This window comes from Opitutus sp. GAS368 (genome assembly GCF_900104925.1).
In the GTDB taxonomy this organism is placed as follows: domain Bacteria; phylum Verrucomicrobiota; class Verrucomicrobiia; order Opitutales; family Opitutaceae; genus Lacunisphaera.
In genome coordinates this window covers 1-25695 of sequence record NZ_LT629735.1, presented here as the reverse complement: position 1 = coordinate 25695, position 25695 = coordinate 1, and the positions used below count along the sequence as shown (strand labels likewise).

Sequence of the window (25695 nt, the reverse complement as noted above, 5' to 3'; positions counted from 1 at the left end):
GGAGAACCCACGTCCACCTGGGCCTTCCAGAGTGCCCCTCTCACTCCCAGTTCAGCACGATCTTGCCGGACTTGCCCGCGCCCATGAGGTCGAAGCCCTCCTGGAAATTGGCGACGGGCATCCGGTGGGTGATGACGGGCGTGATGTCCATGCCGCCTTGCACGAGCGCGGTCATTTTATACCACGTCTCGAACATCTCGCGGCCGTAAATGCCCTTCAGGTGAAGCATCTTGAAGACGATCTTGTTCCAGTCGACCTCGGCCTTGGCGGAGTGCGTGCCGAGCAGCGCGATGCGGCCGCCCATGATCATGTTGTCGATCATCTGGTTCAGGGCGATGGCGCTGCCGGACATCTCGAGGCCGACGTCGAAGCCCTCGGTCATGCCGAGCTCCTTGTGCCAGACATCGGAAAGGTTTTCCTTCGCGGTGTTCACCGTGCGCGTCGGCCCGAATTTTTTCGCGAGCTCGAGCCGGCCGTCGTTGATGTCGGTGATGACGACCTTGCGGGCGCCGGCGTGCTTGGCGACAGCGATGGCCATGCAGCCGATGGGGCCGGCGCCGGTGATGAGGACGTCCTCGCCGACCATGTCGTAGGAGAGGGTGGTGTGCACGGCATTGCCGAGCGGGTCGAAGCAGGAGACGACGTCGAGGTCCATGCCGGCGGGCACCTTCCAGACGTTGCTGGCCGGTATGGAAACGTAGTCGGCGAACGCGCCGTCGCGGTTCACGCCGACGCCGACGGTGTTGGGGCAGAGGTGGCGGCGGCCGGCGAGGCAGTTGCGGCAGTGGCCGCACACGATGTGCCCCTCGCCGGTAACGACCTGACCCTTGGTGAACCCCGTGACACCGTTGCCCAGGTCCTCGACGGTGCCGACATATTCGTGGCCGATGACCAGCGGCGGCTTGATGACGCGCTGGGCCCACGAGTCCCACTTGTTGATGTGCACGTCGGTGCCGCAGATGGAGGTCTTCTTGATCTTGATGAGCACATCGTTGACGCCCGGCCGGGGCACCGGGACCTGGGTCATGATGAGGCCGGGGCCGGCAGTGGGCTTCACGATGGCGCGCATGGTGGTGGACATGAGGGAATGGGTTGGCCGACAACCTAGGCGCGGTTCCCTGGGAAACAACTCCGAAGGCATACGCCTTTCAGGTTATTCCTGACCCGGTGCGGCCGGGAAGCCCGCGAGGCTCTCAACCCGTGTCGAGCGAACGCCACAGATACCAGCTCGCGACCGACCGGTAGGGCGACCAGCGCCGCGCGTGTTTGATGATGGCTTCGGGCGTCGGGTCCTTGCGCTTGCGATAGAGTTTTTTGAACCCCAGCCGGATGGCGAAATCGCCCGTCGGCATCACGTCCGGCCGGCCGAGGTGGAAAATCAGCAGCATGTGCACCGTCCACGGCCCGATGCCGCGCACCTCGGTCAGGCGCGTCACCAGCTCCTCGTCACCGAGTTTCGCCGCCACCTTGAGCGACGGCACGGTGCCCGCGATGCACTTGCGGGCGAGGTCCCGCACGGCCAGCAGCTTGTTGCCGGACAACCCGGCGCCGCGCAGCGCGGCGTCCGACGCCTTGGTCAGGGCCGCGGGCGTCGGGCCGCCGTGCTTCGCCAACTCGGCCAGCACGCGGCCGTGGATCGAAGCCGCAGCCTTGCCGTGCAGCTGCTGGTAGACGATCGAGCGCAGCAGCGCCTCAAAGAGGCTGGGGGCCGGGTTCAATTCCATCGTGAACGGCCCGACCCGGTCGATCAGTGCGGCCAGCTCGGTGTCGCCGGCCCGGAGGTGCGCGAGGGCGGCGACGGGGTCGAATTGGAGTTTGGGTTTCATCCTGTAGGAGGGGCTTTATGCCCCGACCGAATTACGCGTAGTTCCATCGGGGCGTAAAGCCCCTCCTACAGTAAATCATTCCGAGAGCAGTTCCGCGCCTTCCAGCGTGAGCAGGCGGGTCTTGGTGCGGACGCCGCCCGGCGCGGAGAAGCCCGTCATCTTGTCGCCGGCCGACACCACGCGGTGGCAGGGCACGATCAGCGGCCAGGGATTCGTCGCGAGGGCGACGCCGACGGCGCGCGCCGCCTCGTGGCCGAGGGCCATCAGCTTGGCGATCTCGCCATAGCTCTTCTTGTAGCCGGGCTTGATCGCCTGCGCCTGCAGATAGACCGCCTGTTGGAAATCCGTCACGCGCGACCAGTCGAGCTCGGTGCCGGCGAAATCCTGCAGCTGGCCTTCGAGGTGCTGCTGGACGCGGCCGATGAGGCCTTGCACCCACTCGGGCGGCGGCTCCGTGGCCGGCTGGCTGCGGGCCTTGCGGGCGAGGTGCTGCTCGGTGAGCGCCGCGGTTTCCTCGGGCAGTTGGAAGCCGGTCAGCCCGGTGTCGTTCCAAGCGATGCCGCAGGTCCCGAACGGGGTGGGGAAGAGGACGTGGGGCATGGCGGGAACTATGGTGGCGGCAAGCATGACCGCAAGCAGGCACCTGCGGCGGCGAGGGCCAAGAGCGTTAATCGGGCGTTATATTCGGGCGACACACCCCGTCGCTTCGCGCCACCCCTCTCAAGAGGGGATCCAGACATGTATATGGGAATCCCCTCTTGAGAGGCGTGCCCGCAGGGCGGGGTGTGTAGGACATAACCGCGGTCCGCCGGCGAGCGGCGACCCTACAGTAGATGCCTTAATTCTCCCCGATGTAGCGGCGGAAGAACTCCTCGTAGCGCACGAGCGTGTCGAGGCGCTGCTTGGGCTCGCCGCTGCGGCTGAGTTCGTGCGTGGCGCGCGGGTAGCGGACGTATTCCACGTCGCGGCCGAGCTGCTTGAGGCTCTTGTAGAGGACCTGGCTCTGCACGAAGCCGGTGCGGAAATCCACGTCGCCATGCTGGATGAGCAGCGGCGTCCTGATGTTGTCCACGTAGGTCAGCGGCGAGTCGCGGTCGAGCAGGGGCCGGACGTCCTTCTGCCAGGGATAACCCCCCCAATAGAGCGGCAGCAGGAACCAGGCGTTGCCCTCGCCGAAGAAGGTCGAGAGATCGTAGACGCCGCGCTGGGCGACCGCCGCCTTGAAGCGATGGTCGTGGCCGACGATCCACGCCGTCAGGTAGCCGCCGTAGGAGCCGCCGGTCAGCACCTGCCGGTCCTTGTCCACGTAAGCCTCCTTGGCGGTGAAGCTCGCGGCCGCGAGCACGTCGCTCGCGGGCCCGATGCCCCAGTCCTTGAAATTCGCGCGCTGGTAATCCCTGCCGTAACCGCCCGAGCCGCGGGGATTGGCGAACATCACGACATAGCCGCGCGCGGCATAGAACTGGAATTCGTGCCACATGCTCGCCTCGCCCGGGCCCCACATGGCGGAAGGACCGCCGTGGATCTGGACGAGCAGCGGGTATTTTTTCTTCGGGTCGAAGTTGGCCGGCTTGAGGGTCCAGTAGTCGACCGTGATGCCGTCCGCCTGCACCAGCCGGTGCCCCTCGTAGGTGCTGAGCTTCCGGTCCTGCAGCCAGGAGCTGTTGCCGCGGGTGAGGGGTTGCGGCATCTTGCCGTCGGCCGGGCCGCGGTAGAGCTCCGAGGGATTGCCCGGGTTGGTCACGGCCTGCACGAGCGCGCCGGCCCGGACGTCGAAGTCATTGACCCCCCAGTCGGTCTGCGGGGTCAGGGTCTCCGGCACGGTCCGGTCGACCGCCGCGCGGTAAAGCGGAAAACGCCCGCGGTCGGGCGCGGTGAAATACACGAACTTCGAGTCGGACGACCATTTGAGCCTGGCCACCGCGCGGTCGAGATCGGGCGTCAGCACCTTCGGCGTGCCGCCGCCCGCGGGCACGATGGCGACCATCGGCTGGTTGAAGCTGAGTTCGCCGCCCGGGCCGACCGCGTAGGCGATCCACTTGCCGTCGGGCGAGGCGGTCGGCCCGCCATAATTGCACCCGGGTTCCTCCAGCAGCACCTTCGCCGCGCCGGTCGCGACGTCGATGGTGTAGAGGCTGCTCAGCCTGTCGCGGTCGGGGTGGAGCTTGGGGTCGCGCGGGCCGGTGCAGATGATGCCCTTGCCGTCGGCCAGCCAGCTGGCGGCGGCATAGCCCTCGTAACCGAGCGTGATCGCCTGCGGCTCGGCGCCTTCCCTGGCTTCCACCGCGTAGAACTCGTTGAACTCGGGGTCCACCTGCAGGTCGCCCTCGGCCAGGAAGTTGAGGCGGTCCATGACGCGCGGGTTGCCGTCGGCCTCGTTCCTGGCGAGCCACTCGCGGATTTCCTGCGGCGTGCCGTCAGCCTTCGCCAAGGCTTCGGCTGACAGGTCCGGCTTGGCCTTGTCACCTTCTTTTGCCGATTTTTTTGCGCCCCAGTTGGCCGTGTCGTTGGCCTTGCGGCGGGGCTTCTCATTGCTCCAGGCCGGCGCGGCCTCGGCCGACTTCTTCTCCAGCGCGGCGCGCACCTGCGCGTAGGACAGCGAGCTGGTGAAGAGGATCTTCGTGCCGTCCGGCGACCAGCGTGGACTGGTGGCGCCGGTCTCGATCTTGGTGAGCGGCAGGGCTTCGCCGCCGGCAATCGGGAGGACATAGACCTGCGGCTTTTCCTTTTCGACGGTGCGGACGAAGGCGAGACGGTCGCCGGCCGGCGACCAGGCCGGGCTGGAGTTGCGGGCGACGCCGAAGGTCAGCTGGCGCGGCGGGGTCTGGCCGTCCGTGGCGGCGAGCCAGAGTTGCGTGCGATAGGTCCAGTCCTCCTTCATCGAGGCTTCGGCGGACCCGGTCGTCTTTTCGATGGTGCGGAGCACATAAGCGACCCACTTGCCGTCGGGCGAGAGGGCGGGAGTCTCGACCGTCTTGATGTTGAACAGGTCGGCCGCGGTGATCGGAGTCTGGGCGACGGGCTCGGCGCCGCGCAGGATGGGTAGACTGGCGACACACAGGGCCGCCAGGAACAGGAGAAGACGTGAGTTCAGCATAGGGGAAGGGAATGGAGCCTGCCCTCCGGGGCCTTGGCAAAGGAGGGCGGCATAAGGCTGGCATCCTGTGAAATCCCGTGCTTCTGTCGAAACGAATCCTGATGTCTCCGTCCACTTACATTTCGTCCGTCCGCTTCAATCATTCCGCCTGTAGGAGCCTGCTTGCAGGCGATCCGGGATGCAAGCAGGCCGCCGGGGCTTCAGATCGCCTGCAAGCAGGCTCCTACAAATAAGACACCATGCCGCAGAACCGTTTCTACAACGCCTTCGACCTGCAGGAGTGGGGCACCGCCCGGCGGACGGACTACCGCAGCCCGTTCCAGATCGACCGCGACCGCATCATCCACGCGCACGCCTTCCGCAAGCTCCAGTCGAAGACCCAGGTGTTCCTCAGCGGCGAATACGACTTCTACCGCACCCGGCTCACGCACTCGATGGAGGTCGCGCAGATCGGGCGCTCCATCTGCCACTACCTCCGCAGCCGCGGCGACCCGCTGACCGACGACTTCTACATCGACTCCGACCTCGTCGAGGCCTGCAGCCTGGCGCACGACATGGGCCACCCGCCGTTCGGGCATTCCGGCGAACGCACGCTGCAGGAGCTGATGAAGCGGCGCGGCGGCTTCGAGGGCAACGCCCAGACGCTGCACCTGCTCTGCGAGAGCATCTACCAGAACGAGTCCGGCGTGAAGGGCATGCAGCCCACCCGTGCGCTGCTCGACGGCGTGCTCAAATACAAGAAGCTCTACACCGAGTTCGCCACGCCGCCGATCAACCACTTCATCTACGACGGCCAGGCCCCCGTACGCGACTGGGTGTTCGGCGGCACCAAGCTCCCCGGCGCCCTCATGCGCGGCGACGCGCTCAACGACTTCAAGAGCGTCGAGTGCCAGATCATGGACTGGTCGGACGACGCGGCCTACTCGCTCAACGACATCGTGGACGGCGTGCGCGCCGGCTTCCTCACGGTCGAGCGCGTCGAGCGCTGGGCCGACGGCGAGACCATCGGCGCCGCCGAGCAGCGGCACCTCGACACGCTGTTCGACGCCATCCGGCGCGACCGGCTGGAGAACACCTTCTCGAAGAAGACGGGCGCCTTCATCCAGGCCTGCCGGCTCAAGCCGCGCGACAACTTCATGGCCGAGAAGACCAACCGCTACAAATTCGACCTCGTCATCGACCCGGTGGCGCGCAGCGAGGCGGACTTCTTCAAGAAGATGGCGAACGACATCATCTTTGAGAGCCCGCAGCTCGAGCAGCTCGAATACAAGGCGCGCACGATCATCAACGCCCTCTACAACGCCATCTGGGAGAACTACGCCGAGCGCAACGAGCGCGTCATTCGCATCCTGCCCAACCACGTCAGCCGTCTCATCGAGGCCGAGAAGACCCAGGACGGGAAGGCCCGCCGCATCTGTGATTTCCTCTCCGGCCAGACCGACGGCATGGTCGTCCGCACCTACCGGCGTCTGTTCGACCCGGAGTTCGGCAGCTTCCGGGACCTGAGCTGAGCGTTTTAACCACGGATTGCACGGATAGACACGGATGCAATCGGTGTTGGTTTGAACTGTAGGAGCGGGTTTACCCCGCGATGAATCGGGGCGCAAAGTTCCTCCTACAGCTTGACTTGACGGCGTTTTTTCCGCGCTTGTCTGGGCTTTCGTCTGACTTGCCGCTGCCTGATCGACTTGGCGCGTCATCCCGTCAGTTTGCTGGCGCCCCATGATTCCAATCTCGCATACTTGGTTCCGGACCATCGGTCGCGTCTTCTACGCGGTGGCCGTCATTTTTTTCGGCGCGCAGCATCTCCTCTACGGCAAGTTCGTCACCCGCATCATGCCCGCGTGGCCGGCCTGGGTCCCGGCCGGCCCAATCTGGCCTTATGTGGTCGGTGTTGGGCTGATCATCGCGGGCGCGGCGCTTCTCTTTGAGCAAACGGCCCGCCGCGCCGCGCTGTTCCTCGGAGAGCAGACTCTCCTCGCCGCCGTGTTGCTGGCGCTGCCGGCGGCTGTTGCCGGGCCCAACTGGGGCGGCGATTGGACGAACGCGGGTAAGGCGTTCGCCCTCGGTGGCGGCGCGCTGGTCGTCGCGGCTACGATCCACAACGGGGCGCGTGGAGCCCGCTGGCTGGTTCCCGTCGGTCGGGCCTGCCTGGGCGGGTTTTTCATTCTCGGCGGGATCCAGCATTTCATCTGGGTGCGCTTTGTGATGACCCTCGTGCCCGCGTGGATTCCCGGCGCCCAGTTCTGGACCTGCTTTGCCGGTGTCGCTCTCATTGCGGGCGGCGTGGGCATGCAGCTCCGGCCGACGGCCCGGCTCGCCGCGGGGCTGAGTGCAGCGATGATTTTTTCCTGGGTCGTCCTGCTGCACATCCCGCGGGCCCTCGCCGATCTGAGCAACGCGAACGAGACCACGGCGGTATTCGAAGCACTCGCCATGAGCGGAATCGCGCTGTTGCTGGCTAACGTGCCGAAGGGTGGTTCAGATTTCGCCCGTTCCATTCAGGGCAAGCGGTCCGCCGCATCTGAGATTTCCTCTCCGGCTGGACTGACGGCACGGTGATCAGGATCTAAGGATGCTCTTCCTTAGCGCTGGAAGGCGCATCGAATATGGAGCGCAGCTAAGATACTTACACTAGGGAGTGCTTTCAAACCCAACAAATACCCGCTTCCTGTCATTCTGAACGAAGTGAAGAATCCATGCATTCGCTCGCGATATGGCCTTCGTTGCCGTGGATCCTTCGCTCCGCTCAGGATGACAAACCGGGTTTGAAAACACTCCTTAATCCACACCCTGATTTGCGTTGAAGGCGCGGGAGCGGACCGGGGCGTGGCGGATGAGGTCGGCGTGCGGCAGGCCGCGGACGGCGTCGGCGGACGGCGGGGAGTATTCGAGGCGGAAGCTGGCGGACCAGCCGTCCGTCACCTTCTGCAACGGCATCGGCTCGGCGTTCGGTTTGCGGATGTCGGTCACCCACCATTGCGACTGCGTGAGGTCGAGGTGGACGTCGTGCTTGGCGCCGGGCTTGAGGACAATGATGTCTTTGGCCGCCGGCGCCGGCCGGTTGTCGGATTTCTCGCCGACCCAGGCATAATTGTTACCGTTGAAGCGGGTGTTCGCCAGCAGGCGGAAGGACTGCCCATCCGGGAGATTCACGATGGCGAGATCCTTGTCGCCGTAGTTGTGCAGCGTGACGGTCAGGCCGGCGATGCCCGGCGGCGGCTGCCAGGGCTGGCCGGGCACGCGGTTGGGTTGCGGCGGCCGGCGATCAACGGCGAACGTGATGCCCAGCGGCTCCCAGCTGGTGTCCTTCAGCACGGCGAGGCCCGACGAGCCGACCGCCACGGTGACGTCCATCGGGGCGCCGGCCTTTTCCGCGCCCATGGTTTCCATCCGGCGGGCGGCGTCCTGGTGCATGAAGTAGGCCTCGATGCCGTAGCGGACGCGCACGCCGTTGGTATCGGCGGACTCCACCCGGCCGCGCAGGTAGGGGCCGCTGGCCGGCGGGGTGTCGCTCAGCGAAGTCAGCTCGGCGAGGCCGTAGGCATTGACGCTCACGGCGGCATAGACGACGCGGTCGCGGATTTTCTGCGACTCGCGGTAGTCGTAACCCTTCGCCCACTTGGCCGTTTCGCCGCGGCAAAGCACCGCCGGCACCGTGCTGATCTCGTAGGTGAGGCGGACAAAGGCGCCGCGCATCGGGTCGTTGGGGTCGATGGGCGCCGTGCGCAGCACCAGCGGCGTGCCGGTGCGCATGATCCATTCGCGCTGGCCGCCCATGAAGGCCAGCACGAGCACCTGGAGCGCCGCGGCGAGGAGGGCCAGTTTCACCTTCACGCGGCACCTCCCTTGGTCTGCCGCATCTTCCGGTAAAACATCGCCTCGGCGACGAAGATGATGCCGAGGACGATGAACGCCAGGCCGCGCGAGGCCAGGCTCTGGAACAGGTCGAAGTAGCGCGCCAGCACCACGGCGCCCAGCAGCAGCGAGCCCAGCACGGTCGGCCGCAGCCGGCTTTCCTGGCAGCCGCGCCACATCCACATGACGGCGATGCCGAGCAGCATCAGATTGAAGGACAACGAAACAAACTGACCCCAACCGCGTTGATTCAGCGTGGCGAGGCCGAAGCAGTAAAGCAGCGCGATGGGCAGCAACCAGTCCTCGCGATGAACTTCCAGCTCGCGTTGCAGCAGGCTGCGGCGGGCGATCCAGCCCCAGCCGCCGAGGCCGAGGGCGAAGAGCGACCAGCTGAAGGCGTGGGCCAGATCGGGGCGCGGGCCATATTGGCGGGTCCAGTCGAGCAGGCTGTCGGCGGAACGCTGAAACGTGAGCAGGTAGGCGCAGACGAAGAAAGCGCCGAAACCGAAGAAGGCCATCACGGTCGCGCCGCCCATGAAGTCCGGCCGGTCGGCGTCGGTCAGGCGCGAGGTGGCGACCAGCAGCACGGCCCAGGCGAGGGTGGCGGTGAAGGCGTGGGCCCCACCGCCCCAGTTGACGGTGTTGACGGCGAGCAGGAGCTGGATGGAAGCGAGCGTGGCGGCCAGCAGGAGGGCCGAACGTTCTTTCCACGCCAGCGGCAGCAGGCCGGCCGCGACCAGCAGCACCGACCAGAGTTCCGGCGCCCGGAAATCAAACGTCTCACAGCAGCCCCAGATGGTGAGGAGGACGACGGCCAGCAGGCCGTTGGCGGTGGAGCGGATGGCCCAGGCCATGGCGAGCGCCCCGAGCGCCCAGAACAGGAAGCCGTTGGGGTAGTGCTCGTCGATGTTGTAGATCTGGGCGACGAGCCAGATGCCCGCGCCGTAGAACATGGTGCCGAGGGCGGCCAGCGCCTCGCCGAGCTTGGGCTGCCAGCCGGGGCGGGCCAGCAGCCGGATGCCGCCGGCGTGGGCACCGATGATGGCGAGGAAGACCAGCGCGAGTTTTCCGAATTTCGGGATCTCGGCCCAATTGTAGGCGAAAAGCAGGATGACCCCGAGGCCGATGACGATCGCGCCGGCGGAGGCGAAGACCAGCAGGCCCCACGGGACGGCCTCGGCCGCGGGCGGGGCCGGGGGCTGGTCGTAGCGCTGGCGCAGCCGGTCGGCCTGTTCGGTCGAGACAAGACCGTCCGCCTTCCAGCGTTCAATCTCGCCCAGCAGCCAGCGGATTTTGTTGTCCATGCAGTGAGTCGGCCCGGGCGGGACTCAAGCCGGAGGGTCCGTGGGCGGCAATGCTATTGATTGACCTCGATGTAGGGTCGGCGCTTGTCGCCGGACCGCATTGCGCGTGGATCTCGGTCCGCCGGCAAGCGGCGACCCTACAGGCCTTACGTCCGGAGGATCGTATCGAGCTTGCCGGTGCTGTCGTGCCCCGCTCAGGCCGCCGGCTTGTGGCTGCGAATGAGTACGCCGGTCTGGTAGGCGATGAAATACCCGGCACTGAGACCGAATAGGAAGAAGGTCAGCGGACTCTGGAAAGGCTGCGGGGCCTGCGGGGTCTGCAGGTCCGTCACGGCGTAGAGCACGAGGAAGCGGTAGGCGATGCGGCCGAGGAACAGCGCGCTGATGCCGATGCCGAGCGCGGTGTTGGGCGTGTAGAATTTGCCCTGCGGGGTGTCCTCGAACTTCGTCAGTTTCAGGCCGCCGAGCGCGATGGGCACGCTGAGGGCGAGGCCGCCGGCGAGCGCGGCGAGGACGGGCGGATACATGAGGCCGGTCGCAGCGAAGATCAGGACGATCGTGGCGAAGATGCCGACGCTGACCTTCAGGCGGTCCGGCCGGAAGGGCTGCCGGCCGATGTTGCGGCGGACCCGCAGGTAGACCCGCCAGGCGACGAAAGGAATGATCAGGGCGGGGACGAGCTGGCGGGAGGTCATGCGTGGAGGGTGGCCACGCCAGAAAACCAGCCTGCGGCGGGGGGCGTCAACTCCGATGAGTCCCCGCCGGTGCCCGGCCGGGGTTCAGGGGCGGGTGGACTTGATCTGCACGCGGACCTTCGGCTGGAGCAGGTATTGCCCGTCCACGACCACCCTCTCGCCTTCCGTGAGGCCGCTGGCGACCAGCGCAAGGCCGGCCTCGGTGTGGGCTACCTTCACGATCTTGAGCGCGGCGGTGTTGTCGGCGCCGATGGTGTAGACATAGTCGCCGTCCGCCCCGGCCTTGACCGCGGCGGTGGGAACGACGAGCACGGCCTGCTGCTCGGCGACCCGCAGCCGCAGGTTGACAAACTGGCCCGGCCAGAGGTTGCGGCCCTTGTTTTCAAACACGGCCTTCAGGCGGATGGTGCCGCTGGCCTCGTCGATCTGGTTGTCGATGGCGTCGAGCCGGCCGGTGTCGAGAATCTCCTGATTGTTGCGTTCCAAGGCGAGGGCGGTGAGCGGCGCCTCCTCCGTGGCCCGGCGCGCGGCCGTGTGCACTTCCTGGAAGTCCTGCTCGGGCAGCGTGAAGACCACAGTGATCGGGTGAATCTGATTGATGATCAGGAGGCCGGTGGCGTCGTTGGCGCGGACAAGGTTGCCCTGATCAATGAGCCGCAGGCCGACGCGGCCGGTGATCGGCGCGGTGATGTGCGTGAAGTCGAGCCGCACGCGGGCGCTGGCAACGGTGGCGTCGTCGGCCTTGGTGAGGGCCTTGAGCTGCGCGACCGTGGCCTGCTGCAGGTCGTAGGTCTGCTGGTCGAGCGATCCCTGTTTCATCAGGCCGCTGTCACGTTCCAGCACGCGCTCGGCGTAGGCCAGCTGGGCGAGGTCCTGGTCGCGCTTGGCGAGGGTCTGGTCGAGCTCCGCCTGGTAAGGGCGCGGGTCGATCTGCACCAGCAGGTCGCCGGCATGCACCTCCTGGCCGTCGCGAAAGGCGATCTGCTCGATCTTGCCGTCGACCTGGGTGCGCACGGTGACGGTGTTCATGGCCTGCACCTTGCCCAGCGCGTCGAGGTAGACGGGCATGTCCTGCCGTTTGACGGTGGCGACCACGACAGGAATGGCATCGCCTTCCGCGCGGGCGGCGGGGGCGAGGCCGCCCGCGAGCAGGAGCAGGCCGGCCGGGAGCAGCCGGAAGAGAAGATGGAGGAGCGGGGATGACATGGGGGTGACGGGTTAGTCGAGGACGGGGACGGCGGCGGCGGGCAGCGGCGCGGGACGGCGTTTCCGTCCCAGCCACTGGGTGGCGCGGTCGACGTAGAGGAAGATGATCGGCACGGTGTAGAGGGTGACGAACTGCGAGACCAGCAGGCCGCCGACAATGGCGATGCCCAGTGGCTGGCGGAGCTCGGAGCCCGCGCCGGTGCCCACCGCGAGCGGAATGGCGCCGAGTAAGGCCGCCATGGTGGTCATCATGATGGGCCGGAAGCGCAGCAGGCAGGCCTCAAAGATGGCGTCGCGCGCGCTGCGGCCCTCCTCGCGCTGGAGCTTGAGGGCGACGTCCACCATCATGATGGCGTTCTTCTTGACGATGCCGACGAGCAGGATGAGGCCGATGAGGGTGATGACCGAGAGATCGATGCGGAAGAGCCACATGGCCAGCAGCGCGCCGAAGGTGGCGGAAGGCAGCGACGAGAGGATGGTGATCGGGTGGGCGAAACTCTCGTAGAGGACGCCGAGGATGATGTAGACCACGGCGATGGCGGCCAGGATCAGCAGCGGCTGGCTGGAGAGCGAGTCCTGGAAGGCCTGCGCGGAACCCTGGAAGGAGGTGCGCAGGCCGCCGGGCTTGTGCAGCTGGGCCTCGGCCCGCTGGATGGCGGCGACGGCGTCACCCAGCGACTTGCCCGAGGCGACGTTGAAGGACAACGTGACGGCCGGAAAGGCGCCGAGGTGCCCCACGGTGAGCGGTGCGAGGCCGGGCTCGAGGCGGGTGAAACTGCTCAGGGGGATCTGCTGACCGCTCTTGGGCGAGCGGACCTGCAGCGCCTGCAGGCTGGTGGCGTCGAGGTGCCATTCCGGCGAAACCTCGAGGATCACCTTGTATTGGTTCAGCTGGGTGTAGAGCGTCGCGACCTGCCGCTGGCCAAAGGCGTCGTAGAGGATCTGGTCGATCGCGACGGCGCTGATGCCGTAGCTCGCGGCCTTGTCGCGGTCGATGACGACGGCGACGGCGGGCGCGAGGGCGGAGAGGTCGCTGCCCACGTCCTGCAGCTCGGGCAGGGTCTGCAGCTTGCGCTGGTAAAGCAGGGCGGCGTCATAGAGTTCGTTGATGTCGGTATCCTGCAGCACGAACTGGTAGAGCGTCTTCGAGCCGCCGGTGCCGATGGTGATGTCCTGCACGGCCTTGAGGTAGACCTTCATGCCCGGCACGGCCTTCACCTTCGGGCGGAGGCGGGCCATGACCTGGACGGCGGTGCTCTTGCGCTGGTCGGAGGGCTTCAGCACAATGGTGACGCGGCCGAGGTTCGTGGCCGGGCGCGATTCCACGAAGGCGTAGGTGTGGTCGACGTTGGGATCTTCCGCGATGATGCGGGCGATGGCGGAGTTTTTGGCGCACATCTCGGCGAACGGGATGTCGGGGCTCGCCTCGGTGGAGGCGAAGATGATCCCGTTGTCCTGCTCGGGGATGAAGCCCTTGGGGATGACGATGAACAGCCCGAAGGAGGCCACGAGCAGACCGAGGGTCAGCAGCAGGCCCGCGCGCTGGTGGTCGAGCGTGCGCAGCAGGCCCGCGCGGTAGACCGCCAGCAGCCGGTTGAACAGGCGCTCGATGGCGCGGTAGAAGCGGCCGCGGCCATGCTCCGCGGGCGGGCGCAGAAAGAGGCTGCACGACACGGCGGTCTGGCTGAGGGAGATGATGGCGGACAGGATGAGGGCGATGCTGACCGTGATGGCGAACTCGCGAAAGACGCGGCCGACAATGCCGGTCATGAGCAGCAGCGGGAGGAAGACGCCGATCAGCGACAGCGTCATGGAGAGGACGGTGAAGCCCACCTCGCCCGCGCCGTCGAGGGCGGCCTGGAAGCGCGGCTTGCCCATCTCGAGGTGGCGCATGATGTTTTCCAGGACGACAATCGCGTCGTCCACCACGAAGCCCACGGCGATGGTGAGACCCATGAGGGAGATGTTGTCCAGGCTGAAGCCGAGGAGATACATCAGGGGGAAGGTGCCGATCAGCGACAGGGGGATGGAGATGCCCGAGATGAGCGTGGCCATCGAGTCGCGCAGGAAGAGGAAGATGACCAGCGCTACGAGCCCGATGGTGATGGCGAGGGTGAGCTGCACGTCGACGATGCCGGCGCGGATGTTTTGCGTGCGGTCCATGACCACGCCCACCTTGATGGCCGGCGGCAGGCCCTTCTCCAGCTCCGGCAGCATGGCCTTGATGGTGTCAATGAGGGCGGGCACGTCGACCTTGGCGCCGGTCTGCTTGTGCACGTCGACGATGATGGCGCGGCGCGCCCCGACCCAGCCGGCGGACTTCAGGTCCAGCACGGAATCGCGGGCGGAGCCGACATCGGCGACGCGGGTGGGCGAACCGCCACGCCAGGCGAGGATCTGGCTGTTGTAATCGGCGGCCTTGAGCAGCTGGTCGTTGGACTGGATGAGCAGGGTCTTCTGGCTGCCGTCGACGGAGCCCTTGGGATTGTTGGCCGTGGCGGCGCCCAGCGCGGTGCGCACGTCCTCGAGGTCGAGGTTGCGGGCGGCGAGCGCCCGCGGGTTGATCTGGACGCGGATGGCCGGCACCTGGTCGCCGTGATAGTCGACCTGGCCGACGCCCGGCAGGCGGGCGATGGCGCGGGCGATGACATTGTCGGCGTAGTCGTAGACCTCCGAGAGCGGCAGCGTGTCGGAATAAACCGACAGCGACATGATGGAAAAGCCGTTCGGGTTGGCCTTCTTGTAGGAAGGCGGATTGGGCATGTCCTTCGGCAGCTGGCCGGCGGCGGCGCTGATCGCGGCCTGGATGTCCTGGCTCGCCGCGTCGATGTCACGGTCGAGCTGGAACTGCACCACGATCTGCGCCTGGCCCAGCGAGCTGGAGGAGCTCATCGACGTCACGTAGGGGATGTTGGCGAAGGCGCGCTCGAGCGGGCTGGCGACGGAGCTGGCCATCGTCTCCGCGCTTGCGCCCGGCAGCGAGGCGTTGACGTTGATGGTGGGGAAATCGACGTCGGGCAGCGCGGAGATCGGCAGCTGGAAGTAGGCGCCGACGCCCAGGGCGAAAAACCCGGCGACGAGCAAGGCCGTGGCCTTGGGGCGCTGAAGAAAGGGGCGGGAGAGGTTGAGCATGCGACCGGAAGGGCTGACCGGATGCGATCAGACTACTTGCCCACCTGCGGCCGTCCAGAGCCGGTTTAGTTAACTTTGCTTAAGGTTGGCTTAAGGAAGCCGCAAGGTGCCGGCGGCATCGCCACGCAACGCGGCGGCGATTTCGCACGGCTACAGCAGCAATTCCCAGTAGCCGACGTCAATCCACTGGTTGAACTTCCAGCCGACCTCGCGGAAGTGGGCGACCTTTTGGAACCCGAGTTTCTCATGCAGCGCCACGCTGGCGGCGTTGGGCAGGGCGACGCCCCCGATCAGCGCATGCATGCCCTGTGGCCGCACCGCGGCAATGAGCGCGGTGTAAAGCTGCGTGCCGAGGCCGCGGCCGGTGGCGGCCGGGTCAAGGTAGACCGTGGTCTCCAGGGAGAAGCGATACGAGCAGCGCGCCTTCCATTTGCCCGCGTAGGCGTAGCCCAGCACGCGGTCGCCCTCGGTCGCGGCCAACCAGGGCAGGCCGGCGGCGAAAACCTCGCCGATGCGCTGGGCCATGTCGGCCGCCGGCACCGCCTCCTCCTCGAAGGTGACGATCGTGTTCGCCACATAGTGATTGTAGATGGCGGCAATCGCGGCGGCGTCGGCGGTCGTGGCGCGGCGGATCATGGAGGAAGTGCTCGGCCCCAATGCAGCAGGCTTCAAGCCAAGTGGCCCGGGCTCCAAGGTGGAGCGCACTGATCTCCGTGCGCTCAGGGCTTGGGCGCGAGGTGGCCGGCGGCCACCGCGTCGTCGATCAAGCGGACCGCGTATTCCCAGATGGCCTGCGAACCGGCGGCGACATGGGCGTTGCGGGCCAGGACGCGGTCGTGGGTGACGCCGTGTTTCTGCCAGGCATGGCCGTCGGTCAGGCAGTTGAGCAGCATCGGGTGAAAGCGGTCGCAGGCGGCGGCGAACTTCGCCTCGGGCGTCTTTTGTTCTTCGAATTCGTCCCACAGGGCGCGGAACTCGGCGGTCTGATCCGGCGGGAGCAGGCCGAAGATGCGCGTGGCGGCCTTGGCCTCGCGCTCATGCTGGTCGGCCATGTTCTTCACGTCGTAGGCGAAGGTGTCGCCGGCGTCGATCTCCACGAGGTCGTGGATGAGCACCATCTTGAGGATGCGGAGCACGTCGAGCGGCTGGTGGTTGGAGTGCTCGGCGAGCACGATGATCATGAGCGCAAAATGCCAGGAGTGCTCCGCGCTGTTCTCGGGCCGGCGGCTCTGCGTGACGATGGTCTGGCGAAAGACGTCCTTGAGCTTGTCGACCTCGGTGATGAAGGCGATCTGGCGGCGCAGGCGTTCGGCGGAGGCGGGATTCATGGCTGGTAGTAAATGGAGGAGCCTGCTTGCAGGCGATTCAGGGCGTCGAGGTCGCCTGCAAGCAGGCTCCGACAACAAAGCCGGTGATGTTGCTTATGGTTTGAGGTAGGGGGCGAGGACCTTGGTCCAGATGGCATAGCCGGCGGGGAGCATGTGCAGCTGGTCCGGGCGGAACAACTCGGGGCGGTAGGCGCCAGCGGCGCCCAGCAGCGGCGTGGCGACGTCGACAAACGTGCAGCGCGCATCCGTCGCGCAATCGGCGGCGATGAGCCGGTTGGTGGCGAGCACCTGCGGGCGGACCTTGGCGCGCACCGGGCTTTCCTTGAGACTGAGGAAGAGGATCCGGGTTTTCGGCAGCGCGGCGTGGACCTTGGTGCGGAAGGCCCGGAAATCCGCGAGGACGGTCTCCGGCGACTTGCCCGCGGCGATATCGTTTTCCCCGGCGTAGACAACCACGAGGCGTGGCGCGTAGGAAATCACGATGCGGTCGGCGTAGAAGACGCTGTCCGCGAGCTCGGAGCCGCCGAAGCCGCGGTTGATGGTGGCCACACCCGGGAAATCCTCCGCCAAGGTTGTCCAAAAGCGGATCGAGGAGCTGCCGACAAATACGACCGCGCCGTGGGCCGGCGGGTGGGCGGCATCGGCCGCGGTGAACTTGCCGATATCGGCGGCCCACTGGTCGGGCGTGGCGCAGGCCGGGACGGCCAGCAGCAGCGCGGCAAGGATGCGGGGGAGGAAACGGGGCAAGCGGCTCATGCTCCACAAAAAACCCTAATGACCGGGAGCGCAATGCGGGAGGTGCGGGGGCATCAGCGGGCGGGCGCGGCGGGCGGGTGGCGGAGGGCCAGCATCTCGGCATAAGCGGCGCGACCCTCGCGGGAATTGCGCGCCGCGCCGGCGAGATATTGCAGCCGCAGGTTCCGGTCGCGGTTGATTTCGGCGCCGGCCAGCCAGGCGTGCAGGTCGGCCAGGCGCCCCGCGTAGATCCCGAGCAACGCCCTGGCCGAACCCAGGCCGACGCCGGCCAGCGACGCCTTCACCCCAGCATGGTCAGGCCGGTCGAGCCGCCGTTGCAGCGCCCCGTCGTCGAGAACCGGGGGCGCCTCCGTGCCGAGCACGACCACATCATAGCCGCCGCCGTCCTCGCCCTCGTTGCCCCAGACCGTGGCGGCGGGGAACGCCGTGCCGAAGGTGGCCAGCTCGCTCTGCACCGCGGCGCGGTTGCTGTTGTAGAGCGGGACCCATTGCGCGGCCACGCCGCCCGGCCGGAGGTGCGCGCGGCAGAGCGCGAAATATTCCGCGGTATACAGCACCGCGGCGCCCTTGACCCACGGATGGATCGGGTCGGACGTGATGACATCGAATTTCTCGCTCGTGGTCGCCAGGAAATGTCGGGCATCATCGTGGACGATCTCCACCCGCGGGTCCGTCAGCACGGCGTGGTTCTCCTCGCTGAACAAGGGGGCCACGAACCGCGGGATCAGCGGCTCGATCTCGCAGATGACGAGGCGCGTGACCGAAGGGTGGGGCACGAACGAGCCCGCGGTGACGCCCGCGCCGCAGCCGACCACGAGCACCGACCGCGGCGCCGGGTGCACGAGCGCCGGCAGGTCGCCGAGCATCCGCTGCATGCGCATGTCCCGGGGATGGCTGGAGGCCTCGGTTTTCCCGCTGACGTGGAAATATTTCGTGCCGCCCGCCGACTGGGTGACGGCGACGGTCGCGGTGGCGCCTTCCCCGAGGTAGAGCACGCGGGCCGTCTGGTCGCCGGCGGTCGCATACGCGCCGTAGCTGACCAGCTGCCACGGCACGCCCGGGGTGGTGGCCCCCACGAGCCCGCCGAGCGCGGCCGCGCCGGCGAAGATGATCCAATCCGCGGCGCGGCGCGGCCGCAGCACCAGAAAGGCGCCGAGTGTGGACAGGGCAATGAGCAGCCACTCGGTGCGGGCGGTGCCCAGCAGCGGCAGCAACCAAGGGCTGGCGACGGCGGCGCCCAGCACCGCCCCGATCGTGTTCGCGGCTCCGATGCGGCCGGCCACTCGTGCGGGGTCCCGGCCGGTGCCGCCGGCCGCCGCGAGGGCGAGAGGAAAACTCGCACCCCACAGGCACGCGGCCGGCAGGATGGCGACGCCGCAACGAATGAGCTCGGACCAGAAGCGGATCCCGGCCGCCGCCTCGGCGGCATAATCCACGGGCCGGAACACCAGCGTCCGCGCGAGCATGTCCGACGCCCAGCCGATCGCCAGGATCTGCAGCAGCTGGCAGCAGCCCAGCGCGAAGCCCGGGCGGGTCGTCCGCCGCGCCATGAGCGCTCCGCCCACCCCGCCCAGGCTGAGCCCCGTCAGGAAGGCGGCGAGGATGATGGAGAAAGCATAGACCGTGGCGCCCAGCAGCAGCGACAGCAGACGGGTCCACACCACCTCGGCGCCCAGCGCGCAGAAGCCGGACAACGCGATCGTGACGAGCACCGCCGGCGCCCCGAGCGTCGCAGCCGACGGTGCTCCGGGTGCCGCGGCCTGGCCGGCCTTCGCGCCCCGCGCGAGACCGAGCGCTCCGGCGGCGATGACGGCGTTGAGCGCGGCCGCGACCAGCGTGGCGACGACCGTGTCGTAAACCCGGAGCAGATAAAATCCCGCGAGCAGACTGCCCGCGACGGCGCCCACCGTGTTGGCGGCGTAGACCAGTCCCAGTTGCGAGAGGTCCCGCGGAGTGGTCCCGAGCCACCGGGCGATCGCGGGCAGCGTGGCGCCCATCAGCATCGTCGGCGGGAGCAGGCACATCGCGCCCAGCCCGGCCCGCCACCCGCCGTCGGCCGGGCCGGCGCCCAGCCATCCGGGGAAATCCCGGCCGAGGGCGGGCAGCACAAACAAAAGCAGGATGGCCAGCAACCCGAGGCCGAGTTCAATCAGGGCATAGACCCGCAGGGGATGGCGGGCGGCGGACACGAGGCGGGGGAGGGCGAGATTGCCGAGGCAGAGTCCACCCATGAACGTGCCAAGCAGCAGCGCAAGCGAGAGGGCGGACGACCCGATGACCAGCTGCAGTTGCTGGAACCAGACGACCTCGTAGATCAGCGCGGCACAGCCGCTGCCGGCGGAAAGCGCGAGCAACACGGGCAGGAAGCGCGGGTGTTCGCGGGGGTCGGCATTGGCTGGAGGGGCGGAATCCACGCGGGGGGAGAAAAACCCCGGGATGCCGGAAGCGCAACCCCGCGCCGGGATTTCTGACGGCTTGCGCGGGGGGCGGATCCGGTTCTTTTTGGCGGGATGCGAAAAATTGCCCGCCTTCCCCTCGTGGCAGCCCTCGCGCCGGTTCTGGCGCTCGCGGCCGTCAGTTATCCGCCCAGCGAGACCGTCGACCACACCGACGACTACCACGGCACCAAGGTCGCCGATCCCTACCGGTGGCTGGAGGAACTCGACTCCCCCGACACCAAGGCGTGGGTCGCCGCGCAGAACGCGCTGACCGATTCCGTCGTGGACGCCTTTCCCGAGCGCGCCGTCATCAAGCAGCGCCTGACCGAGCTGTGGAATTACCCGCGCACCGGCCTGCCGTTCAAGGAGGCCAACTGGTATTTCTACACCAAGAACGACGGTCTGCAGAACCAGTCGCCGCTCTACGTGACCGACGGCCTGCGCGGGGCCGAGCGCCTGCTGCTCGATCCCAACACGCTGTCGGCCGACGGCACGGTCGCGCTTGCCCTCACCTCGCCGTCACCCGACGGCAAGTGGCTCGGCTACGGCCTGGCCACCGGCGGCTCCGACTGGCGTGAGCTACGGCTGCGCGACGTCGCCACCGGCCAGGACGCGCCCGACTCGATCAAGTGGGCGAAGTTCACGGGCATGAGCTGGACGCACGACGGGAAAGGCTTCTTCTATTCGCGCTACCCGGCGCCCGCCGACGGCAACCCGAAGGTCTTCACGAAGCTGGAGAACCGGCAGCTCTATTACCACCGCGTCGGCACGCCGCAGTCCGAGGACCGCATGGTGTATGCGATGCCGGACCAGCCCGCGTGGTTTCCCGGCGGCGCGGTGTCGTCCGACGGCCGTTACCTGCTCATCTCGGTTTCGCAGCCGGGCAAGCTGGGCAACAGCGTGTATTATCTCGACCTCGGCGATGCGCAGAAGCCGTCGTTCGACGGCCCGGTCGTGAAGCTCATCGACCAGTTCGTGAGCGGCTACAACTTCCTCGGCAACGCCGGCCGCACGTTCTATTTCAGCACGGACGAGGGCGCGCCGCGCAACCGCATCGTCGCGCTCGACCTCGACCACCCGGCGGCCCCGGCCGTGACAGTGGTGCCCGAGTCGGCCGACACAATGGAGGGCGTCCGCATTTCCGCCGGCAAGTTCGTGCTCACCTACATGCACGACGCCGTGAATCGCGTGGTGCTGTGCAACCTCGACGGCAGCGCCGCGGGCGAGATCAAGCTGCCGGGCGTCGGCTCGGTCGGTGCCGTCTCGGGCAAGTTCAAGGATCCCGAGATCTTCATCAGTTACTCGTCCTACCTCGCGCCCGGCACCACGCTCCGCCACGACCTGGCCAGCGGCATGACGGAGGTCTTCAACGAGACAAAGATGCCGCTCGACCTCACCCAATTCGAGGTGAAGCAGGTGTTCTACCCGTCGAAGGACGGCACGAAGATCCCGATGTTTCTCGTCTACAAGAAGGGCCTGAAGCTCGACGGCACGGCGCCGACGTGGCTCTACGGCTACGGTGGCTTCAACATCACGCACAAGCCGGCCTTCGCGGTGCCGCCGCTCGTCTGGATCGAGCGCGGCGGCATTTATGCCGACGCCTGCCTGCGCGGCGGCGGCGAATACGGCGAGGATTGGCACAAGGCCGGCACCAAGGAGCGCAAGCAGAACGTGTTTGACGACTACATCGCCGCCGCCGACTGGCTGGTGGTCCAGCACTACACGACACATCGGAAGATCGTGCTCGACGGCCGCTCCAACGGCGGGCTGCTGCTCGGCGCCGTCGTCAACCAGCGGCCCGACCTCGCCGGCGCGGCCGTGCCCGCAGTCGGCGTGATGGACATGCTGCGCTACCACAAATTCACCGTCGGCGCCGCCTGGGCGTCGGACTACGGCAACTCGGACACGCCCGAGGGCTTCAAGTATCTCGCGGCCTATTCGCCGCTGCACACCGTGAAGGCCGGCGCCAGGTATCCGGCTGTCCTCGTGACGACCGGCGACCACGACGACCGCGTGTTTCCGGCGCATTCCTACAAATATGTGGCCACGATGCAGCAGGCGGTGGCGGCGGACGCCGGTCCGGTGCTCATCCACATCGAGGCCAACGCCGGTCACGGCGGCTCCAGCGGCACCTCACCGGTCTCCAAAACCATCGCCGACTGGGCCTACCGCATGGGGTTCGGCGCGCATTTCACCGGCTGGGGGAAGTGAGAGGGTAAAGCACTGTCTTGATGGAGGGCTCAGCTCCAGCTGAGCCCTCCATAATCCCACCTTATTTCTTGGTGTCGGGCCGCAGCGGTTCCACGGCCTGGCCGTCGACGAGGGCGTCGCTCGGGTTGGCGACAACCTGCGCGTTTTCGGCGAGGCCGCCGGTGATCTCGATCTGCGTGCCGTAGTCGCGACCGAAGGCGACCTTCTGCAGGCGGACCTTGTCCTGGGCGTCGACGACGGCGACATAGTTGCCGTCGGGCCGGATGATGGTGGCGTTGGACGGCACCAGCAGCGGCGGCTGGGGCGAGACGAGCTTGAAGCGCAGCTGGACGAACATGCCCGGGAGCAGTTCGCCGTTCTCGTTCGGGATCTGCACCTCGACCTGCAGGGTGCGCGACGCGGCGTCGAGGGCGCCGGCGACGCGGGCGATCCGGCCCTTGAACGCGCGGTCGGGGAACTCGCTGGCGAGCACGTCGACTGCGAGGCCCGGGCTGACGGCACGCATATAGGCCTGCGGAATGCCGGCGTAGACGCGCAGCACCGACTGCTGGGTGAGGCGGAAGAGGAGCGGGCGGTTGGTGTCGGTGGTGATGAGCGTGCCGATGTCGGCGCCGCGGGCGGCGATGACGCCGGCGAAGGGCGCGGTGACCGTCTCGAAGCCCTTGAGCTGCGTGAGGCGCGCGACCTCGGCCGTGGCGGCCTGGACGTTCGCCTCGCTGGCGGCGGCGGCGGCGTTCTTCTCGTCGGTCTCCTGGTGCGAGACCGCGTTTTGCGCGCCGAGCGCCTCCCAGCGCGTGGCGGTGGCGCGGGCCAGCGTGGCGTTGGCCTGCGCCTGCAGCAGGGCGGCCTGGGCGACGAGCAGCTGCTGGTCGACCTCCGGCGAGTCGATGACGGCCAGCACCTGGCCGGCCTTCACCTCGTCACCGATGTCGACGAGCCACTTGGAGAGGTAGCCGGTGGTGCGCGCGTAGATCAGCGCCTCCTGGAAGGCCTGGAGGCCGGCCGGCAGCACGAGGTCGGTGCTGGCGGCGGCCTTGTGCGCGATGACGATGTTGACCGTCGGGCGGCGGGCGGCGCCGGCCTCGGCGGCGGATGACGGCATGGTGGCGGCGAGGGCCGCGAGCGCGGCAAAAGCGGGGAGCAGGCGGGCGGGTTTCATGGATGGAAAGTTCAAGGCTTCGGCTCGAGGTGGCATTCGGCCATCTCTTCGCTGATGGTCTCGTCGGGGCGGTGGGCGGCCTTGCGGCGCAGGGCGGCGTAGACGACCGGCACGAGAAAGAGGGTGGCCAGGGTGGCGACCAGCAGGCCGCCGATGACGGCGCGGCCGAGCGGGGCGTTCTGTTCGCCGCCCTCGCCGAGGCCGAGGGACATCGGCAGCATGCCGATGATCATGGCCAGCGCGGTCATGAGCACGGGGCGCAGGCGCGTGTGCCCGGCCTCGAGGGCGGCGGCACGGGCGTCCTTGCCCTCCTTGCGCAGGTCGTTGGCGAAGGTCACCAGCAGGATGGAGTTGGCCGTGGCGACACCGACGCTCATGATGGCGCCCATCAGCGAGGGCACGCTGAGCGTGGTGCGCGTGAGGAAGAGGATCCAGACGATGCCGCAAAGCGCCCCGGGCAGCGCCATGATGATGATGAACGGGTCGAGCCAGGACTGGAAGTTCACCACCATGAGCAGGTAGACCAGCAGGATGGCGAAGAGCACGCCGATGCCGAGCCCGATGAAGGAGGCGTCCATGCTCTGCACCTGACCGCGCAGGGTGATGAAGCTGCCGCGCGGGAGCTGCGGCTCGAATTCCCTGATCAGCTTGCGCACCTCGGTGGCGACCCCGCCGAGGTCGCGCTGGTCCACGTTGGCGTAGACGTCGAAGACCGGCTGGATGTTGTAGTGGCCGACGACCGCCGCGCTGACGGTGCGCTCGACGCTGGCGACATTGCCGAGGATTTGCGGGGTGTTGGCCCGGCCGCTGACGCCGACCGGCGTGGCCTGGAGGGCGTCGATCGAGTCGATGAGGAACTGCGGCGTCTGCGTGGCGACGAGGTATTGCACGCCGTTCTGCGGGCTCAGCCAGTAGTTCGGAGCGGACTGGCCCGAGCCGCTGAGCGAGATGAGGAGGTTGCCGGCTACGTCACGCTGCGTCAGGCCGAGCTGCTCGGCGCGCGCGCGGTCGACGTTGACCTTGAGCGAGGGGGCGTTGACGACCTGGTGGACGTGGACGTCGACCGCGCCGCGGATGGCGGCGATGCGGGTCGCGAGCTGCTGGGCGAGGGCGTAGTTGGTTGCGCGGTCGCGGCCGGCGATCTGGACGTCGATGGGCGCCGGCAGTCCGAAGTTGAGGATCTGGCCGACGATGTCGGACGGCTGCGTGAAGAAGACGTAGTCGGGGTAGTCGTGGGTCAGGCGCGCGCGGATGCGGCGGACATATTCCCAGGTGGAGCCGTGCTTGTCGGGATTGAGCGAGACGAGGATCTCGCCGTCGGCCGAGCCGATGGTGACGGAGTCGCTGAAGGCGAGGGCGGTGCTGCCCGCCGGCAGGCCGATGTTGTCGAGGATGGCGGTGAGCTCCCCCGCCGGGATGATCTCGCGGATGGTGTTTTCCACCCGGGTGAAGACCCGCTCGGTCTCCTCGATGCGCGTGCCGGCGGGCGCGCGGACGTGGAGGCGGAACTGGCCGGCGTCGACGATCGGGAAGAAGTCGCGCCCGAGGAAGGGCAGGAGCACGGCCGTGAGCAGGACGACCGCGACGGAGGCGAAGGCGATCGTCTGCTTGCGGTTCAGGCACCAGTCGAGCGCCCGTGTGTAGGCGCCGCGCAGGCGGGCGAAGTGGCGGTTGAAGCGGACGTGGATGCGCCAGAAGATGTCCCCCTTGGGCGCGCCCGGGTCGACGTGACCGTCCTCGGCGTCGTGGAAGACCGGCTGGCCGTGCAGCAGGTAATGCACGAAGGTCGGCACCACGGTCCGGGACAGCAGATACGAGGCGAGCATCGCGAAGATGACCGCCATCGCCAGCGGGCCGAAGAGGTATTTGGCCGTGCCCTCGAGCAGGAAGATCGGGACGAAGACGATGCAGATGCAGAGCGTCGAAACGAAGGCCGGCATGGCGATCTGCTCGGCGCCGTCGAGGATGGCCTGGATGAGCGGCTTCTTCAGGCCGAGGTTGCGGTCGATGTTCTCGATGGTGACCGTGGCGTCGTCGACCAGGATGCCGACGGCGAGCGCGAGGCCGCCGAGGGTCATGGCGTTGATGGTCTGCCCGAAGATGTTCAGCGTGATGACCGAGCAGAAGATCGAGAGCGGGATGGAAAGGGCGACGACGAGCGTGTTGCGCCACGTGCCGAGGAAGAGCAGGATCATCGCCGAGGTGAGGAGTGTCGCCAGCAGCGCCTCGTTCAGCACGCCGTTGAGCGCGGCGCGGACGAAGATCGACTGGTCGAACTGCGGCTTGAGGTCGAGCTCCGGCGGCAGCGTGCTCTGGATGCGGGGCAGGGCGGCGCGGACGCGCTTGATGATGTCGAGCGTGGAGGCGGTGCCGCTCTTCAGGATGGGCAGGAGGGCGCCGCGGGTGCCGTTCTGGCGGACGATGTTGGTCTGGGGGGCGTTGCCGTCGCGGACCTGGGCGACGTCGCGGATGTAGATCGTGCTGCCGTTGACGACCTTGATCGGGAGGTCGTTGAGGCCGGCGACGAGGTCGGGGCTGCTGTTGAGGAGGACGTTGTATTCGCGGTCGCCGATCTTGGCGGTGCCGGCGGGCAGGGTGAGGTTCTGGAGGTTGATCGCGTTGGCGACATCGGCGGGCGTGAGGCCCTTCGCCTGCAGCGCCTGCGGGTCGAGGTCGACCTGGATC

18 protein-coding genes are annotated in these 25695 nt (G+C 67.6%); 3 read left to right on the top strand and 15 right to left on the bottom strand.

What is annotated here, in order from left to right:
* Positions 1–40: 40 nt before the first annotated feature.
* The 4 genes from tdh to BLU29_RS00075 form a co-directional block, all read right to left on the bottom strand.
* Positions 41–1081 (bottom strand): L-threonine 3-dehydrogenase, encoded by a 1041-nt coding sequence (tdh, locus tag BLU29_RS00090; RefSeq protein ID WP_197677741.1) that lies wholly within the window; start codon positions 1079–1081, stop codon positions 41–43.
* A 112-nt stretch (positions 1082–1193) separates the two neighbouring features.
* Entirely contained in the window at positions 1194–1826 is a 633-nt protein-coding gene (locus BLU29_RS00085) for a DNA-3-methyladenine glycosylase (protein ID WP_091054557.1), read from the bottom strand.
* Between the two features lie 75 nt (positions 1827–1901).
* Positions 1902–2426 carry a methylated-DNA--[protein]-cysteine S-methyltransferase gene (locus BLU29_RS00080; RefSeq protein WP_157693525.1) on the bottom strand — a complete coding sequence of 175 codons (525 nt, stop codon included), beginning with the start codon at positions 2424–2426 and terminating at the stop codon, positions 1902–1904.
* A 238-nt stretch (positions 2427–2664) separates the two neighbouring features.
* On the bottom strand, positions 2665–4923 hold the full coding sequence (locus BLU29_RS00075; protein WP_091054555.1) for a S9 family peptidase: 2259 nt from the start codon (positions 4921–4923) through the stop codon (positions 2665–2667).
* A gap of 239 nt (positions 4924–5162) precedes the next feature.
* On the opposite strand from BLU29_RS00075, the gene dgt reads away from it, so the two are divergent.
* Both dgt and BLU29_RS00065 read left to right on the top strand, forming a co-directional pair.
* Positions 5163–6434: a dGTP triphosphohydrolase gene (gene dgt / locus BLU29_RS00070; RefSeq protein ID WP_091054554.1), complete on the top strand. Its 1272-nt coding sequence runs from the start codon at positions 5163–5165 to the stop codon at positions 6432–6434.
* A gap of 211 nt (positions 6435–6645) precedes the next feature.
* On the top strand, positions 6646–7485 hold the full coding sequence (locus BLU29_RS00065) for a hypothetical protein (protein WP_091054553.1): 840 nt from the start codon (positions 6646–6648) through the stop codon (positions 7483–7485).
* 219 nt (positions 7486–7704) lie between these two features.
* Here BLU29_RS00065 and BLU29_RS00060 read toward each other — a convergent pair whose 3' ends face one another.
* The 9 genes from BLU29_RS00060 to BLU29_RS00020 form a co-directional block, all read right to left on the bottom strand.
* Entirely contained in the window at positions 7705–8760 is a 1056-nt protein-coding gene (locus BLU29_RS00060; protein ID WP_091054552.1) for a GDYXXLXY domain-containing protein, read from the bottom strand.
* Entirely contained in the window at positions 8757–10085 is a 1329-nt protein-coding gene (locus BLU29_RS00055; RefSeq protein ID WP_091054551.1) for a DUF2157 domain-containing protein, read from the bottom strand. The genes BLU29_RS00060 and BLU29_RS00055 overlap by 4 nt, the downstream gene beginning before the upstream one ends.
* A gap of 194 nt (positions 10086–10279) precedes the next feature.
* Complete coding sequence (locus tag BLU29_RS00050; RefSeq protein ID WP_091054550.1) at positions 10280–10780, bottom strand: hypothetical protein; 501 nt, start codon at positions 10778–10780, stop codon at positions 10280–10282.
* An 84-nt stretch (positions 10781–10864) separates the two neighbouring features.
* Positions 10865–11986 (bottom strand): efflux RND transporter periplasmic adaptor subunit, encoded by a 1122-nt coding sequence (locus tag BLU29_RS00045; protein WP_091054549.1) that lies wholly within the window; start codon positions 11984–11986, stop codon positions 10865–10867.
* Positions 11987–11998: 12 nt separating this feature from the next.
* The gene (locus BLU29_RS00040) at positions 11999–15118 is read right to left on the bottom strand and encodes an efflux RND transporter permease subunit (RefSeq protein ID WP_091054548.1); all 3120 of its coding nucleotides are present in this window, start codon (positions 15116–15118) and stop codon (positions 11999–12001) included.
* Between the two features lie 150 nt (positions 15119–15268).
* Positions 15269–15754 carry an arsinothricin resistance N-acetyltransferase ArsN1 family B gene (locus BLU29_RS00035; protein WP_091054547.1) on the bottom strand — a complete coding sequence of 162 codons (486 nt, stop codon included), beginning with the start codon at positions 15752–15754 and terminating at the stop codon, positions 15269–15271.
* A gap of 83 nt (positions 15755–15837) precedes the next feature.
* Positions 15838–16446, bottom strand: coding sequence for an HD domain-containing protein (locus BLU29_RS00030; RefSeq protein WP_091054546.1), 609 nt, complete (start codon positions 16444–16446; stop codon positions 15838–15840).
* Between the two features lie 93 nt (positions 16447–16539).
* Entirely contained in the window at positions 16540–17202 is a 663-nt protein-coding gene (locus BLU29_RS00025; RefSeq protein WP_091054545.1) for an SGNH/GDSL hydrolase family protein, read from the bottom strand.
* Between the two features lie 53 nt (positions 17203–17255).
* Positions 17256–19616 carry a fused MFS/spermidine synthase gene (locus BLU29_RS00020; RefSeq protein ID WP_091054544.1) on the bottom strand — a complete coding sequence of 787 codons (2361 nt, stop codon included), beginning with the start codon at positions 19614–19616 and terminating at the stop codon, positions 17256–17258.
* A 123-nt stretch (positions 19617–19739) separates the two neighbouring features.
* Here BLU29_RS00020 and BLU29_RS00015 point away from each other — a divergent pair, with 123 nt between their 5' ends.
* On the top strand, positions 19740–21851 hold the full coding sequence (locus BLU29_RS00015; protein WP_197677740.1) for a prolyl oligopeptidase family serine peptidase: 2112 nt from the start codon (positions 19740–19742) through the stop codon (positions 21849–21851).
* Positions 21852–21912: 61 nt separating this feature from the next.
* Here the strand turns inward: BLU29_RS00015 and BLU29_RS00010 are convergent, their stop codons facing one another.
* On the bottom strand, positions 21913–23010 hold the full coding sequence (locus BLU29_RS00010) for an efflux RND transporter periplasmic adaptor subunit (protein ID WP_157693523.1): 1098 nt from the start codon (positions 23008–23010) through the stop codon (positions 21913–21915).
* A gap of 11 nt (positions 23011–23021) precedes the next feature.
* On the bottom strand, positions 23022–25667 hold the full coding sequence (locus BLU29_RS00005) for an efflux RND transporter permease subunit (RefSeq protein ID WP_231962352.1): 2646 nt from the start codon (positions 25665–25667) through the stop codon (positions 23022–23024).
* Positions 25668–25695: the final 28 nt, after the last annotated feature.